Source organism: Pseudomonas sp. TZ252 (assembly GCF_056110345.1).
In genome coordinates, this window is the sequence record NZ_CM148566.1 from 5,009,791 (window position 1) to 5,024,879 (window position 15,089).

General features: G+C 65.9%; 14 protein-coding genes and 1 pseudogene. 10 read left to right on the forward strand and 5 right to left on the reverse strand.

Annotated elements, in window-relative coordinates; genetic code table 11:
- Positions 1 to 26 precede the first annotated feature (26 nt).
- A complete protein-coding gene (locus ACYAF3_RS23465; protein ID WP_003160542.1) occupies positions 27 to 290 on the forward strand; it encodes a hypothetical protein in 264 nt (87 codons plus the stop codon).
- A 104-nt stretch (positions 291 to 394) separates the two neighbouring features.
- Positions 395 to 883 carry a hypothetical protein gene (locus ACYAF3_RS23470; RefSeq protein WP_021263881.1) on the forward strand — a complete coding sequence of 163 codons (489 nt, stop codon included), beginning with the start codon at positions 395 to 397 and terminating at the stop codon, positions 881 to 883.
- 273 nt (positions 884 to 1,156) lie between these two features.
- On the opposite strand, the pseudogene ACYAF3_RS23475 reads toward ACYAF3_RS23470, so the two are convergent.
- The 3 genes and pseudogenes from ACYAF3_RS23475 to ACYAF3_RS23485 form a co-directional block, all read right to left on the reverse strand.
- A pseudogene (locus ACYAF3_RS23475) lies at positions 1,157 to 1,666 on the reverse strand (hypothetical protein); the annotation flags it as partial.
- A 426-nt stretch (positions 1,667 to 2,092) separates the two neighbouring features.
- A complete protein-coding gene (locus tag ACYAF3_RS23480; RefSeq protein WP_031755470.1) occupies positions 2,093 to 3,676 on the reverse strand; it encodes a rhodanese-related sulfurtransferase in 1,584 nt (527 codons plus the stop codon).
- Positions 3,673 to 4,278 carry a 3-mercaptopropionate dioxygenase gene (locus ACYAF3_RS23485; protein WP_003097613.1) on the reverse strand — a complete coding sequence of 202 codons (606 nt, stop codon included), beginning with the start codon at positions 4,276 to 4,278 and terminating at the stop codon, positions 3,673 to 3,675. The genes ACYAF3_RS23480 and ACYAF3_RS23485 overlap by 4 nt, the downstream gene beginning before the upstream one ends.
- A gap of 112 nt (positions 4,279 to 4,390) precedes the next feature.
- Between ACYAF3_RS23485 and ACYAF3_RS23490 the strand changes: the two genes are divergently transcribed.
- The 8 genes from ACYAF3_RS23490 (at position 4,391) to ACYAF3_RS23525 (ending at position 13,053) form a co-directional block, all read left to right on the forward strand.
- Positions 4,391 to 5,287: a LysR family transcriptional regulator gene (locus ACYAF3_RS23490; protein WP_003090383.1), complete on the forward strand. Its 897-nt coding sequence runs from the start codon at positions 4,391 to 4,393 to the stop codon at positions 5,285 to 5,287.
- A 339-nt stretch (positions 5,288 to 5,626) separates the two neighbouring features.
- Complete coding sequence (locus ACYAF3_RS23495) at positions 5,627 to 6,694, forward strand: LLM class flavin-dependent oxidoreductase (RefSeq protein ID WP_003130938.1); 1,068 nt, start codon at positions 5,627 to 5,629, stop codon at positions 6,692 to 6,694.
- 9 nt (positions 6,695 to 6,703) lie between these two features.
- Positions 6,704 to 7,648, forward strand: a complete 945-nt coding sequence (locus ACYAF3_RS23500) for an ABC transporter substrate-binding protein (RefSeq protein WP_003097609.1) — start codon at positions 6,704 to 6,706, stop codon at positions 7,646 to 7,648.
- Between the two features lie 9 nt (positions 7,649 to 7,657).
- Complete coding sequence (locus ACYAF3_RS23505; protein ID WP_003097607.1) at positions 7,658 to 8,740, forward strand: LLM class flavin-dependent oxidoreductase; 1,083 nt, start codon at positions 7,658 to 7,660, stop codon at positions 8,738 to 8,740.
- 4 nt (positions 8,741 to 8,744) lie between these two features.
- A complete protein-coding gene (locus ACYAF3_RS23510; protein ID WP_088003586.1) occupies positions 8,745 to 9,896 on the forward strand; it encodes an acyl-CoA dehydrogenase family protein in 1,152 nt (383 codons plus the stop codon).
- Positions 9,897 to 10,003: 107 nt separating this feature from the next.
- Positions 10,004 to 10,990 (forward strand): aliphatic sulfonate ABC transporter substrate-binding protein, encoded by a 987-nt coding sequence (locus ACYAF3_RS23515; RefSeq protein WP_003113358.1) that lies wholly within the window; start codon positions 10,004 to 10,006, stop codon positions 10,988 to 10,990.
- 11 nt (positions 10,991 to 11,001) lie between these two features.
- Positions 11,002 to 11,958, forward strand: coding sequence for an ABC transporter substrate-binding protein (locus tag ACYAF3_RS23520; protein WP_003097601.1), 957 nt, complete (start codon positions 11,002 to 11,004; stop codon positions 11,956 to 11,958).
- A gap of 135 nt (positions 11,959 to 12,093) precedes the next feature.
- Positions 12,094 to 13,053, forward strand: a complete 960-nt coding sequence (locus ACYAF3_RS23525) for an aliphatic sulfonate ABC transporter substrate-binding protein (protein ID WP_003097598.1) — start codon at positions 12,094 to 12,096, stop codon at positions 13,051 to 13,053.
- A 66-nt stretch (positions 13,054 to 13,119) separates the two neighbouring features.
- Here ACYAF3_RS23525 and qteE read toward each other — a convergent pair whose 3' ends face one another.
- Positions 13,120 to 13,692: a quorum threshold expression protein QteE gene (qteE, locus tag ACYAF3_RS23530; RefSeq protein ID WP_003090369.1), complete on the reverse strand. Its 573-nt coding sequence runs from the start codon at positions 13,690 to 13,692 to the stop codon at positions 13,120 to 13,122.
- Positions 13,693 to 13,898: 206 nt separating this feature from the next.
- Positions 13,899 to 15,002, reverse strand: coding sequence for a polyamine ABC transporter substrate-binding protein (locus tag ACYAF3_RS23535; protein WP_003090368.1), 1,104 nt, complete (start codon positions 15,000 to 15,002; stop codon positions 13,899 to 13,901).
- Positions 15,003 to 15,089 lie beyond the last annotated feature (87 nt).

The following is a 15,089-nucleotide window of genomic DNA, read 5'->3' on the forward strand; positions in this document are numbered from 1 at the left end:
ACGGCCTTTTCCTACGGAGCAGGGCGATGCTGGTCATTCGATTCAAGGGCTGGTCGGTGAAACTCGACCACCAGGTGGGTGGAGCAGGGAAGTTCGGCATCTGGTCATTCCACGGCTCGGAGAGCAGCTACGTCCCAGACATGCAGACGATTCTCCGGCATGCAGCGATCCGGCCGGCGGAGCCGAAGGAAAGCGGCGAAGTCGAGGTATTCATCTGCGACGCGCGCATGCCGCAGAATGAGTGGCGTGCCATAGGGACGGGCGTTGCTGCCTATGAGGCGGAGCGCTGAGTCTAACTCCGTCTGGGTGTGGATGTTGAGAGCTAGCTGTTTTGCTAGTGGTTGCGGTGTTGTTGGCTACCGAAACTGCGCGCTCGAAGCACGGAAGGAACGCCATGGATATCGAACGGACGCATATTCACAGCCAGCACGGCATCAACTTCAGCTTGGCGATCATTCGCCTCGCATGGGCGGAGCGCAGCCGGCTGCTTCACATGAAGTACTGTCCGTCAGTGAAAGCCAGTCACGCGACTGCTGATCTTGCGGTTGAGGTTTTCGACCGGATGCAGGCAAAGGACCGACCTTGCATACTGAGGGTTTTTGTCTCGCTGCCCCTGACCCGAGCTCAGGCTGACTCTCTGAACCAGCAGCGTGTCACCGTTGCTGGCATGGTCGGTATGCTTGCGGGTGTAGCCGGTAAACGCATCAACACTTTTGTTGGAGTTGGCAGCGGCCTTGCAGTTCGTTGGGCGACCCAAGAGAGTCTGCCGACTTACCACTCCGGTGATGTCGTAATCAGCGTTGAAGGGGAGGTGTCCGGCGGGATCGGGCCTCAGCATTCGGTCAAGTCGGAGATCGTCCAGAGCGCGGGAGAGCCCGCATGAATGATGTCATCCAGTTCGCCATCTGGACTGTAGTCATTGTTGCGGTCGGTCACCTAGTGCGCAACAGGGAGGTCCGTAAGTGGCTTGGGATCGCTGTGTTTGTTGCGGCTTGGGTGCTTATTCTTCGATTCTCCTCGGTCAAGTTGGCAGGCTTTGGTCTTGATATCTTGGGGATTTGCCTTGGCATCCTCGGGGTTGACCTTTTTTTTCGACGGGACAAGTTCTCAAAAGCAGATGAATGATGGCGCGCAGGCCGACCGGAGGCTCTAGGGCGGGCCACCGCCACGGTCGGAAATCCGCGGGTATTTGCTCGACGAGTTGCAGCGTGCCGCCGGCGTCGAGTTCGATCAGCAGGCCGCGCACGACGCCCGAGCGCTCAAGCGCCTGTCCCAGGCGCAGATAGGTCATTCCATCCAGCGAATCCCGGCTGATGTAGCCCAGCCGCTGCCGTCCCGGGGCAGGCGCATGGTAGATCCCCTCGCTGTTCACTGTCCCCACCACATGGTCGCCGTCGAGCACGTCGTAGCAGCAGTCCGCGCAGTAGTGCGTCTCGCGTGTGATGCCGTGCTCGATCGCCCAGCCGTACATCCCCAAGGCGTCGGTGACCATGTCGTGGCGGTCCTGCAGGCCCACGATTCCGCACTGGTATAGCTCGTTAGCCTCGGCCACAAGGTACAGGTACTGCTCATCCGCGGCGTACAGCCAGGCGGCATGCTGCCGTATCGCGGCGAGCCATTGGGTGACGCGCTGGTGGTGGCAGATGCGGGGGTCGGAGCAGGACATAGGAAATCTCCGGCGGGCGAGTGGGCCGGAAATTATTCTGTATGAATATCCAGTATACGAGAGCGACCGACGAGCGGAGAGTGGCGCATGGGAATGCCATGGAAGGGGCTGAAATCATTTCCGCAATTTATGCATCGCCCCAGGCAGCAAGCGGCATCCAGAGAATGAGAAATGGCTAAATTGCGGAAACGAAATCCAGCCGAAACCCGCGTAAACCTTGAATTCAGCGATAGACTTGAAAACCGTCGAAGGGGAGACTCTTCCGTGAGTTCGAATCTCACCGCCTCCGCCATATCCGCGTACTGAAAAGCCCCGCTGAGCGGGGCTTTTGCATTTTCGGGGCGCCGCTCTTCCGCACTTCCGGGTCGTTTCCGCAGCCTGCCCGGCGTCGATTCGATGACTCTCCGATTTCGTCGGGTAATGGCTTCAGATCACGAAGAAGCCGTGAGTTCCGTCGCGACCGAGTTGCTCCACCAGGCCGAACTCCCAGTCCAGGTAGCCCTGCATCGCTTCGCGCGGATTGTCGGTACCTTCGTAGGGGCGGCGGTAGCGGTCGATGCGCGGCGACGCCAACAGGCTTTCGCCGTCTTCCGTCGGCAGGCCCGCGGCGACCCAGGCGCTGGTGCCGCCGTCGAGAAGGAACACCGGCTTGCCGCTGAGTGCCTGGACTTCCGCCACGGCGAAGCGCGCCAGCAGGCTGCTGCCGCAGGTGAGTACGTAGCGCTCGGCCGTGCCCAGCCGTTCCAGTGCCTGCTTCAACTGGCTGCGCAATACCCAGGCGGCGCCGGGGATGTGGCGTTTCGCATAGTTGGCGCTGGTGGTGAAGTCGAGCACCCGGGTGCCCGGTTCGCCCAGCCAGTCGGCGAGGGTGGTCGGGTCGATGGTGTCGGCCCGGGGTTGCCTCGGCAGCGGCGCGCTCCAGGCGCCCCTCTCGCTGAAGTCGGCCTCGGAGAGTCCGTCCAGTACCGCGACCTGCCAGCCCATCTGGGCCAGCCAGGAGGCGCTCATGTTGGCGCGTACGCCATCGTCGTCCACCAGTACCAGGCGCGCGCCGCGCACGCTGGCGACATGGTCGGTTTCCTGAACCAGCTGGCCTCCGGGCGTGGAGCGGGAGCCAGGCAGGTGACCGGCTTCGTATTCCTCGGGCGTGCGTACGTCGAGCAGGTAGGTGGTGCGGTCGTGCTCGTCCTGCCATTGGGCCAGACCGGCCAGGTCGAGGCGTTCGACGCCGGCGCGGTCGGCGACGGCACGGGCGCGCTGGGCGGCGGCCTTGCGAGTGTCCTGGGAGATCGCACCGAAGCGTCGCGTCTGGCCGTGTTCCAGTTGCTGACCGGCCAGCGTCCAGCCGATGGTGCCGTTGCGTAATGCCGCCACCGGGTTGGGGATGCCGGCGTTGAGCAGCGACTGGGTACCGATGATGCTACGAGTGCGCCCGGCACAGTTGACTATCACCCGGGTGCGCGGGTCCGGCGCCAGTTCGGCGACGCGCAGCACCAGTTCGGCGCCGGGCACGCTGATGCCGCCGGGGATACTCATGGTCTGGTATTCGTCGAAACGACGGGCATCCAGGATCACCGCCTCGGCCCTGGCGTCGAGCAAAGCCTGTACTTCCTCCGCGGCCAGCGATGGCGTGTGGCGCTCGGCCTCCACCAGTTCGCCGAAGGCCTTGCTCGGCACGTTCACATCCCTGAACAGCTCGCCGCCGGCGTTGCGCCAACCGGACAGGCCGCCATCGAGCAAGGCCACGTCGCTGTAGCCGAGGTCGTGGAGGCGTTGCGCGGCGACCGGCGCCAGGCCTTCGCCGTCGTCGTAGACGGTAATCGGCGTGTCGCGGCGCGGCACCCGGGCATGGATCTCCAGTTCCAGCCTGGACAGCGGCAGGTTGGCGGCGAACAGGGGATGGGCCTGGGCGAACGGGTCCTCCTCGCGCACGTCGAGCAGCGCCAGCTCCCGGCGGGCGAGGAGAGCGGCGCGGATATCGTGGAAGGTGCGTACGGCGATCTGGCTCATGCGGGGTTCTCTTTCGACAGGTCCCAGATATTGGGCAAGCGGCTGTTGGAATAGCCGGAAATGAAGGGTTTTTCCTCACCTTCGGCGCTGAACACGGCACGCCGTACCGCACCGATATTGGCGCCGTAGACGTGGATACTGATGGATGTGCGGTCGCTGAAGGCGTTGCTCACCTGGTGCACGTCGCCAATGCGTGGCGACAGCGCTTCGACCTCGCCGGGCTCCAGGCGTCGACGGGCTCCGCTGGGATGCGGACGCCCCCCCGCATCGAAGGCGTACGGCTGCGAGTATTCGGCCCCGCGGAGCATGCCGATCAGGCCCCAGACCCGATGATCGTGTACCGGTGTGATCTGGCCCGGCCCCCAGACGAAGCTGACCACCGAGAAGCGCTGCCGTGAGTCGACATGCAGCAGGTACTGTTGGTAGCGCTGTGGATCGGGGCGGGCGCAGTCTTCCGGCAGCCAGTCGTCCTGGCGCACCAGCTCGGCCAGCAGGGGGTGGGCTTGGGCGAGCAGGGTGGATTCGTCGGGACGGCTGTCGAGCAGTGTCGCCAGCTCGCCGATGAACTGGCGCAGGCGGTCGAGGCGCAGGATGGATGACATGCGGGGATTCACTCCGGGAAGTTCTGGCGGTACGGTAGCAAACGCTTTTTTATTCCTGAAATGCATTTTGAATCTAAGCTAATATGCGAGAAATGCAATTGGTGCCGGCCCCATGAAAATCGATGACATCGACGCCTTCGTCGCGGTGATCCGCAACGCTTCCCTGAGCCAGGCCGCCGAGAGCCTGGGCCTGACCCAGTCTGCGATCACCCGGCGGGTACAGAGCCTGGAGGAGTCCCTCGGAGTGGCATTGCTGGACCGCAATACCAAGCCGCTCAAACCCACCGCCAGCGGACTGCGGGTCTACGAACAGTGCCGGCGGGTGCTCCGCGAGGTGGATGGCCTGCGTGAACTGGTGGCCGGTGACGCCACACCAAGTGGCGTGCTGCGCCTGGGCGTGCCGCAGAGTATCGGCGAGGTGGTGTTGCTGGATGCCCTTCGGCGGCTGGCCGACGAGTACCCGGAGCTGCGCGCGCAGGTCGGCACTGGCTGGGGCAGCCATTTGCTGGCGCGCCTGGAGAATGCCGAACTGGACGCGGCAGTGGTGTTGTTTCCGCCAAGCAAGGTGTTCCCCGAAGAACTCGGCGCCACGCCCCTAGGGCGCATGGAACTCTGCGTGGTGGTCGCCCGCGACAGTGCCATCCAGGCGCGACGCCTGCTCGATTGCTACCACCATGGCTGGGTGCTCAACCCCGATGGCTGCGGCTTCCGTGCCGGCCTGCAACGGGCCCTGGCCGATCAGGGCCTGGGCCTGCAACTGAACCTCGAGACTTTCGGCAGCGAGCTGCAACTGGGCCTGGTCGCCGCGGGTCGGGGTCTCGGCCTGGTGCCGGCGCCGGCCCTGGCGCGTAGCCGCTACCGCGATCAGTTGCAGGTGCTGCAACTGGAGGATTTCCAGCCGCTGATCCAGCTCTGGCTGGTGCGTCCGCGCCTGCTGGGCAATCTGGAGACGCCGGCACGGCTGTTCGGCAGGGCGGTGGCCGAGGGGTTGGATATGCAAGCCGGTTGAGTAGCGGCGCCGGGAGATCCCCGGGAGACGGGAGCGTGAATGAGAAGGGGCTGCAGTCGGGATCAACATTCCCCTGCGAGCCCCTTTTCGCTTCAGAGGGAAGAGGGAGCGAGGGCTGCTATGCATAGTGTCCGCCTTGGGAAACGCAAAGACGGAAAAGCTAAATATGCGTGTTTAGCATATTAAGATATGACAAAAATGAATTTCCATCATGTAATTTCAGCCTGTAGCTTCTAAGAAAAGCACCCATGCAGATGTTTTTCTTATAACGACAGCCGCCAACCTTATCAGTCGAGCGGCCCAGGCGAGGGCAACAGCGTGAGCGTGGAAATTCTCGGCATGATCACCGCCACACCGAGTTCCGAGGTGGACCAGCCGTTGGGGGAGGCTGTGGACGCCGGTTTCGTCCGGCGTTTCGCCCAGGCCCATGAGGACGCCGGCTTCGACCGGGTGCTGGTGGGGTATTTCAGCAATGCCGCCGAGGGCGCGGTGGTCAGTTCCTTCGTCGCCGCTGCCACCCGGCGCCTTGGCGTTCTCCTGGCCTATCGCCCGGGGGTGATTGCAGCGCCGCTGGCGGCACGCCAACTGGCTACCCTGGATCAGTTCAGCGAGGGCCGCCTGGCCCTGAACGTAGTCAGTGGTGGTAACGACGAGGACCTCGCGCGCGATGGCGACTACCTCGACCATGACCGCCGCTACGCCCGTACCGACGAATACCTGCAAGCCCTGCGTGCTATCTGGACCGCCACGGGACCGGTGGATTTCGACGGCGAGTTCTACCGCTTCCAGGGCGCCTCGCCAGCGGTGCGCCCGCGCCAGTCGCCGCACATACCGATCTATTTCAGTGGCTCCTCCGACGCAGCCATCGAGGTCGCCGCCAGGCACGCCGACACCTACATGCTCTGGGGCGAGCCGCTGGCCGCGGTCGACGGGCATATCCGCCGAGTGCGCGCCGCCGCCAAGGCCCAGGGACGCGATCCGCGCTTCTCGGTGTCATTCCGGCCGATCGTCGCGGATACCGAGGAAGCCGCCTGGAAGCGTGCCGCCGAGGTGCTCGAACAGGTCCGCGAGAACCGTGCGCGCCTCGGTCTGCCGCTGCGCGACCACCAGCCGCAGAACGTCGGTTCGCAGCGCCTGCTGGCCGCCGCCGAGCAGGGCGAGGTGCTCGACAGCCGTTTGTGGACCGGCGTGGCCCGGCTGACCGGGGCGCGCTGGAACTCCACCGCCCTGGTAGGCACCCCCGAGCAGGTTGCCGCTGCGCTTGGCGAGTACTACCGGCTGGGCGTCTCGACCTTCCTGATTCGAGGCTTCGATCCGCTCGGCGACGCCGTGCGCTACGGCCAGGGCCTGATTCCCGCCATACATGACCATATCGCCCGCCTGCCGCTGTTGCGGCACGCCGGTTGAGGAACTCCGATGAAACTCAAGCAATACCTGCTAACCAGCTTCGCCACGCTTCTGCTCGGTGCCTCCCTGGCCCAGGCCGCAGAGCTGCCGACGTTGCGTGTGGGCGACCAGAACTACTACAACGTGCGGGCTTCCATGGAGGCCTCGGGAGTTCTCGAAGGCGCGCCTTACCAGGTCGAATGGAAGCATTTCCAGTCCGCCGCGCCGGTGGCCGAAGGGTTGCAGGCCGGAGCGCTGGACCTGGGTTTCCTCGGCGACTCGGGCTTCATCTTCCTCGCCGCCAAGGGTGCGCCGGTGAAGCTGGTCGGCGTCTCGCGGCAGAACCCCGATACCATAGCCCTGCTGGTGCCGAAGGATTCTCCGGTGCGCAGCATTGCCGATCTCAAGGGCAGGAAAGTCGCCTACTGGCCCGGTGCCTGGAGCCAGCAACTGACCTTGCGCGCGCTGGAGAAAGCCGGCCTGCCGAAGGACTACGTGGAGTTCGTCAAGCTGATGCCGATCGACGCCGCCGCCGCCTTGCCGCGCGGCAGCATCGATGCCTTTCCGGTGTGGGAGCCGTATATCTCGCAGCAGATCGTGGTTTCCGGCGCACGGCCGATTCTCACCGCCCGCGACCTGATGCCGGGGCTGTCCAGCATCGCCGCCAACGCTGCTTCCATCGAGCCCAGGCGCGCGCAGATCGCCGACTTCCTCGGCCGCCTGCGCAAGGCACGGGCCTGGGTCGAGGCACACAAGGAGCAGTACGCCGACCTCTGGGCGCAGAAGGCCAATCTCGACCGGGCAGTCTCCCGCCATTGGATCGGCCAGGCCGGCATGAGCGTCGGCCCGGTAGACGCCCAGGCCGCCACCGACTACCAGGAGACCGCGGATTTCCTGCTGCAGACCGGTGCCTTGCCCAAGCCGTTCGACACTTCCACGGTGATCGACACGTCCTTCAACGAAGCCTTCCACTGAGTACGGACCATGAGCATCCAGTTTCTCGGCATGATCGGCCATCGCCTGGCCTCGGAGACCCTCGCGCCGGTCGGACCTATCCTCGACAAGCCTTACATCGCCGCTTTCGCACGCGCCCACGAAGAGGCCGGCTTCGATCGAATCCTGGTCGGCTACTGGTCGGACCAGCCGGATGGATTCCTGGTGGCCGCCGCCGCAGGCCTGGCCACTTCCCGGATCGGTCTGCTGCTGGCGCACCGCCCCGGTTTCGTCGCCCCGACCCTGGCCGCGCGCAAGCTGGCGACCCTCGAACACCTCCTCGACGGGCGCCTGGCGGTGCATATCATCAGCGGCGGCAGCGACGCCGACCAGCGCAAGGACGGCGATTATCTCGACCACGACCAGCGCTATGCCCGCAGCGACGAATTCATCGAACTGCTCAAGCGCACCTGGACCAGCACCGAACCCTTCGATTTCCACGGCGCGCACTACCGCGTGGAGCACGCCTTCTCGGCCATCCGTCCGCAGCAGAAACCGCACATTCCGGTGTATTTCGGCGGCTCCTCGGAAGCCGCGCTGAAGGTCGCCGGCAAGCAGGCCGATGTGTTCATGCTCTGGGGCGAACCCCTGGCACAGGCCGCCGAAACCATCTCCGCTGTGCGCGAACAGGCGCGCTCGAATGGTCGCGAAGTGGAATTCAGCCTGTCGTTCCGGCCCATCCTCGGGCGCACGGAGGACGAGGCCTGGGCCAAGGCCGAGGCGATACGCGCAAGCGCCGGCGCGCGCCTGGGCGAGGCCGGCTTCCCCAAGGGCAAGCCGCAGAGCGTCGGCGCCCAGCGTCTGCTCAAGGCGGTGGAGCAGGGCGAGCGCCTCGACGAGCGCCTTTGGACCGGAATCGCCAGGCTGGTCGGTGGCGGGCACAACTCCACAGCCCTGGTTGGTACCGCGGAACAGGTGGCCGATGCCCTGCTCGCCTACTACGACCTGGGCGTGCGCAATATCCTCATTCGCGGTTTCGATCCCCTCGCCGATGCCGTGGAATATGGCCGCGAGCTGATCCCGCTGACCCGCGCCAAAGTCGCCGAGCGCGAGCGCCGGCGCGCCACGGCCTGATCCCATGGCCGTCCTGCAGACTCCCTCGGCGGCGTTCGATGAACGGCTGCCAGAACTGACCCGGCAACTGGCGGAAAGCGCCGATGCCCATGACCGCAGCGGAGATTTTCCCCATGCCAACCTGGCCCTGCTGCGACACCACGGGCTGCTCGCCCTGGCCTTGCCGCCTGCGCTCGGCGGTCCCGGCGCCAGCCTCGGCGAGCTGCGCCGGGTAATCGGCGCGGTGGCTCGCGGCGAACCCTCCACGGCCCTGGTGCTGTGCATGCAGTACCTGCATTTGCGGCGCCTGGCCGATAACCCCGATTGGCCCGGCGCGCTCAAGCGGCGCGTGGCGCGCGAGGTGCTGGAGCAGGGGGCGTTGATCAATAGCCTGCGCGTGGAGCCCGAGCTGGGTTCGCCGTCACGCGGCGGTCTGCCGGGTACGCTGGCGCGGCGTGTCGGCGACGGCTGGCAGCTGTCCGGGCACAAGCTCTACACCACCGGCATTCCCGGCCTGACCTGGCTGGCGGTATGGGCGCGCAGCGACGAGCCGACCCCCCGCGTGGGTACCTGGCTGGTGCGCCGCGACAGCCCAGGCATCCGTATCGTGGAGAGCTGGGACCATCTGGGCATGCGCGCCAGCGGCAGCCACGAGGTGCTCTTCGAAGAGGTGGCGGTGCCTCTGGAAAACGCCATCGGCCTGCATCCCCACGACCAGCCTCCGGCGCCGGACCAGGCCGTGCTGCGCGACTTCGCCCAGGCTAGCGCGGTGTTGCTTGGCGCTCTCTACGACGGTATCGCCGGGAGCGCCCGCGAGTGGCTCGTCGGCTGGCTGCGCGAGCGCGTGCCGGCCAGTCTCGGCGCGCCGTTGGCGAGCCTGCCGAGGATGCAGGAGGCGCTCGGCGGGATCGACGGCCTGCTCCTGCAGAACCGCCTGCTGCTCGATGCCGCGTGCTGCGGACAGTTGCCCGCCGGCGACTCCGGGCTGCTCAAGGTCGCGGTCATCGACAACGCGTTGGCGGTGGTCGAGAAGGCCCTGGAACTGAGCGGCAACCACGGCCTCAGCCGGCACAATCCGCTACAGCGGCACTACCGCGACGTGCTTTGCGGACGTGTCCACACGCCACAGAAAGATAGCGTCTGGAGCGCGGCGGGGAGGGCGGCGCTGAGTCTTTGAAACGTACCTCCCACGATTCTCGACCCTGGCCTTGTCGGCGACCGCACCGGCGGAACGGATAGCCCAGGATAGCCCCGGCTCCGTGCGGAGCTGCCTGGAGATTGCCCATGAAACGACCCCTGTGTGTGCTTGCCGGCCTGCTGGCCGCGACCCTGCTGGCTGGAGCCGCCAGCGCCGCCGACCTCATCAGCCTGCGCCTGGGCGATGTGAAGGGCGACCGCTACGCCGCCCTGCGCGCGTCCGGCGAGCTCGACGACCTGCCGTACAAGCTGGAAATGTCGGCGTTCCCCTCCGGTGCACCGGTGCTCGAGGCGCTCAACGCCGGGGCCCTGGACATAGGCTTTACCGGCGACATCCCGTTCCTCTTCGTCTACGCTGCCGGCGCGCCGCTCAAGGCGGTGGGCGCCTGGCACTTCAACCCGGCGACCGTGGCGCTGGTGGTCGGCAAGGACTCGCCGATCCGTTCGGTGGCCGGCCTCAAGGGCAAGCGCATTGCCGTCAATCGCGGCGGCTGGGGGCATTTCCTCGCCCTTGGCGCGTTGCGTCGCGCCGGCCTCGGACCGCAGGACGTAAGCTTTTCCTTCCTTGGTCCGGTGGACGGCCGCGCCGCCCTGGTGCGTGGCTCGGTAGACGCCTGGGTGCCCTGGGAGCCCTATACCTCCAGCGCCGTGCTGCTCGATCAGGCGCGGGTCATCGACAACGGTGCCGGGATCATGACCGGCTACTCCTATGCCCTGGCCAGCGACGCTGCGATCGCCCGCAAGAAGGCCGCGATCAGCGACCTGCTGACCCGCCTGGCGCGTGCCCAGGCCTGGGCCCTGAGGCATCCGGAGGCGTTCGCCGAGGCCCTGGCCAAGGATCTGAACATGCCGCGCGAAGTCACTCGGCGCTGGGTTGGCGAGGCGCGCATCAGTCCTGTGGTCTTCGGTCCGGAGGTTGCCGCCACCTTGCAGACCGCCGCCGATTTCTTCCATGCCGAAGGCGTGCTGCCGAAGTCGCTGGAGGTCGCCCCGGCGTTCGACTTCAGCCTGTCCGCCGGTGCCGCCGAAGTGGCCCGCCAGTTGCCCGCCGACCTCCGCGTCGGCCAGCGTTGAGGAGTTACGGAATGCGTCAGACCCTGAGCCTGTTCCTGCTTCTCTGCCTGCTCGTCGGCCAGGCCTGTGCCGACGAGCGCGTGACCCTGCGCCTGGCCGACCAGAAGGGCAACATGCGCGCCCAGTTGGAGGCTGCCGGCGCGCTGGACGACCTGACCTACGACATCCGCTGGTTCGAATTCCCCGCCGCCGCCCCCCTCGCCGAAGCACTCAATGCCGGTGCGGTGGATGCCGGCATCATCGGCGACGCGCCATTGCTCTTCGCCCTGGCCGCCGGTGCCCGGCTGAAGGCCATCGCCGTCGACAAATCCGATCCCTACGGTACCGCCGTGCTGGTGAGAGGGGATTCGCCGCTGCGCTCGGCCAACGACCTGAAAGGTCAGCGCATTGCCACCGGGCGCGGTTCCATCGGCCACTTCGTCGCGCTCAAGGCCTTGGCCTCGGTCGGGCTGGGCGAGAAGGACGTCGAATTCCGCTTCCTCGGCCCGGTGGACGCGAAAATGGCCCTCGCCAATGGTTCCGTGGATGCCTGGGCGACCTGGGAGCCCTACACCGCGTTCGCGGAGACCGCCGACAAGGCTCGGGTACTGGTCGACGGGCGCGGCCTGTGGGCTGGCAACAGCTTCCTCGCTGCTACCGATAGCGCACTGGCCGACCCGGCGAAACGCGCCGTGCTGCAGGACTACCTGCAACGCCTGGCCAGCGCCCAGCGCTGGGCGTACCTGCACCTGGACGAGTATTCGCGAAGCCTGGCGCAGATCATCGGCTTCCCCGAGGACGCCGCGCGCTTGCAGTTCGAACGCCGGCGCTTGCGTTGGCAGGCGCTGGATGAGCGAACGCTCGGCCAGCAGCAGGAGACCGCCGATTTCTACCAGGCCCATGGATTGATTCCGCAGCGCCTCGATGTGCGGCCGACCTTCGCCAGCGGCTTTGCGGTCAGGCAGGCGTCGGATGCGGATATCCGGTAGGCGCTGCCCGGGCATTAATTGATAACTATAAGTTATTTATCGATTGTTTTTTATTCCAATAATCTATCCGTTCCGTCGCCGGCAGCTGGAACTCCCGTCCCTGCGGGCGCTCGCACCTATCCCAGGAGTCATCGCATGTCTCGTCCGTTCCTGCGTCGCTTGGCCATCGTGTTTGCCGCTTCCGTCGTCCTGTCGGGCATTGGTGGCGCACAGGCCGAGGAGGTCTTGCGCATCGGCTTCCAGAAATCCTCGACTCTGCTGACCCTGATCCGCAGCCAGGGCACCTTCGAGCGCGAGTTGGCCAGGCAGGGCATCCGGGTGTCCTGGCATGAGTTCCCCAGCGGCCTGCCGTTGCTCGAATCGCTCAATGTCGGCAACGTCGATCTCTCCGCCGACGTCGCCGACACCGTGCCGGTGTTCGCCCAGGCGGCGGGTGCTCGCCTGACCTACTTCGCCCGCGAAACACCTTCGCCCGCGGCGCAGGCGATACTGGTCGGCGAACATTCGCCGCTGAAGTCCCTGGCCGAGCTGAAGGGCAAGCGCATCGCCGTGACCAAGGCCGCCGGCAGCCACTACCTGCTGATCGCCGCGCTGGCCAGCGCCGGGCTTGAGTTCTCCGACATCCAGCCAGCCTACCTGACGCCAGCCGACGGCCGCGCCGCCTTCGAGAACGGCAAGGTCGACGCCTGGGTGACCTGGGACCCCTACGTGGCAAGCGCCCAGCGCCAGCAACGCGCGCGGGTACTGGCCGACGGCCAGGGCCTGGCCAGCTACCAGCGCTACTACCTCGCCTCCAGCGACTACGCCAGGAAACATCCTGAAGTGCTCCAGCAGGTCTTCGCCGAACTGCAGCGCACCGGGCGCTGGCTCAAGAGCCACCCGGCCGACGCGGCCAAGGTGCTGGGGCCGCTGTGGGGCAATCTCGATGCCGCTACCGTCGAGCAGGCGAATGCGCGGCGCAGCTACGACGTACAACCGGTGAGCGCAGATGGTCTCGACGAGCAACAGCGCATCGCCGACGCCTTCCACGCCCAGGGACTGCTACCCAAACCGGTGGATGCGCGCGCCGTGGAGGTATGGCAGCCGCGGCACTGAGCGGCGCGGCTGCCCTGTGATGCGCGGCACCGGCGGCCAGCGTAGCTTGCCGCTGGCGCGCGTCCTTCAGGCCAGCCCATAGCTGATCTGCTCGGCCTTGACGTGGAACGCCTGCTCACGGCTCGGAAGATGCTGGTTGGCATCGGCGTTGCCCTGGCGCAGGCGTTCGGACCTCAGCGTCGGCAGGCGGAACACATCCTGCCGCTCGGTCTGCAACGCATTGCCGCGCATCAGTTCCATCAACGGAACCTGCATGGCCGGGGTGCTCTGGCCGAGGAAGTAGTTGGGCACCTCGTCGCACCACAGCAGCATGTAGTCGCTCACCGCATCGTGCTCGGCGTCGAGCACCACGTACTCGACGCGGTGGCGCAGGACCACTTCGGCGTCGATGCTCCAGCGGGTGTCCACGGTGAACAGCGGAACGTGCTTTTCCACGTCCACCAGCAGGCCATTCACCGCCTTGCAGCCGGACTTGCGGCAGGCCACGTGGTAGCGCTTGTCGGGGAGGGGGTGACGCGCCACCACGTCGCGCCCGCCAAGCAGGTGCAGGTCGAACTCCTTGATGCGGATGTCGATCAACTCGCACGGCAGGTCGAACCCCGCAGGCGTCAGCAGCCTGGGGCAGAAATGGATAAGCATGGTTTTCTCCATCAGGCATGCCCGGGGCTTTCCCGCCCTGGGGGAGAGGTATCTCTATCGGTCGCAGGTCAGCCGGCAAGCCGCATCCTGACGGACGAGGCAGAGCCTCGCCCGGTGAAAGACGCGAACGCCGGTCCTGGCGGACCTCGCTGGATTTTTCTGGCTCCGGGCGCTCCCGCGCTTCCAGGGGGCGTCTCGGGCGGGTGTCAGCTCCCGGTCTTGACCCGGCTCCAGACACGGGTACGGATTCTCTCGACCTTCAGTGGCAGGGTTTCCAGCGGGAAGAGGGTCGCCATGGTTTCCTTGCTCAGGTAAACCGCCGGGTTTTCCCGCAGCTTCCGCTCTACCAGCGGCAGCGCCGCCTGGTTGCCATTCGGATAGCCCACGTAGTTGGAGGTCCTGGCGATGACCTCCGGACGCAGCAGGTAGTCGATCAGCGCATAACCCTGCTGCGGATGCGGTGCATCCTTGAGCAGCACCATGTTCTCGGCCCAGACCAGCGAGCCTTCCCGGGGAATGCTGTAGGCGATATGGCGACCGTTCCCGGCCTGTTCGTTGTTGACCTGGGCCATGTAGGCCGTACCCTGCCAGCCGACCACCACGCAGACGTTGCCGTTGGAGAGATCGGTGTCGACTCTGGAGGAGTCGAAATAGCGAATGTAGGGGCGAACCTTCAGCAACAGTTCCTGGGCTTTCTGGTAGTCCTCGGGATTCTGGCTGTTGTGCGGCAGGCCCAGGTAGTTGAGGGCGATGGACACCAGCTCGGTGGAGGAGTCCAGCGTGGCCACGCCGCACTGGCTGAGGCGGGAGATGTTCTCCTCCTTGAAGACCAGGTCCCAGGAGTCGACCGGCGCGTCGGGGCCGAGCAGCTTGCGGACCTTGTCCACGTCGTAGGCGATCCCGGTGGTTCCCCAGAGATAAGGTACGGCATAGCGATTGCCGGGATCGTTGGCCTGAAGCTTCCCGAGGATGTCCGCGTCGAGGTTCTTCCAGTGGGGGAGCCGGTCGCGGTCGAGTTCCTGGAGGACGCCCGCCTTGATCAGCCCGGGCAGGATGTTGGAGGTGATCACCACCACGTCGTAGCCGGAGCGGCCGACCATCAGCTTGCCCTGCGCGGTCTCGGCGCTGTCGAAGGTGTCGAGGACGACACGGGTGCCGGTTTCCTTCTGGAAAGCCTTGGGCGTTTCCGGGGCGATGAAGTCATACCAGTTGTAAAGATGGACGCTGGTTTGCGCAGCCCATGCACTGTCCGCCGCTGTCGCACCGATCGTCGTCAGGATCGATAACGCCAGTGCACAAACTTTTTTCATTGGATTTCCTTTCCGAAACGAAACAAGTTGGATTTTGCACCTACCAGAACTGGTAGTTCTGACCTGTGGCTATCTTCGAAGGCATCG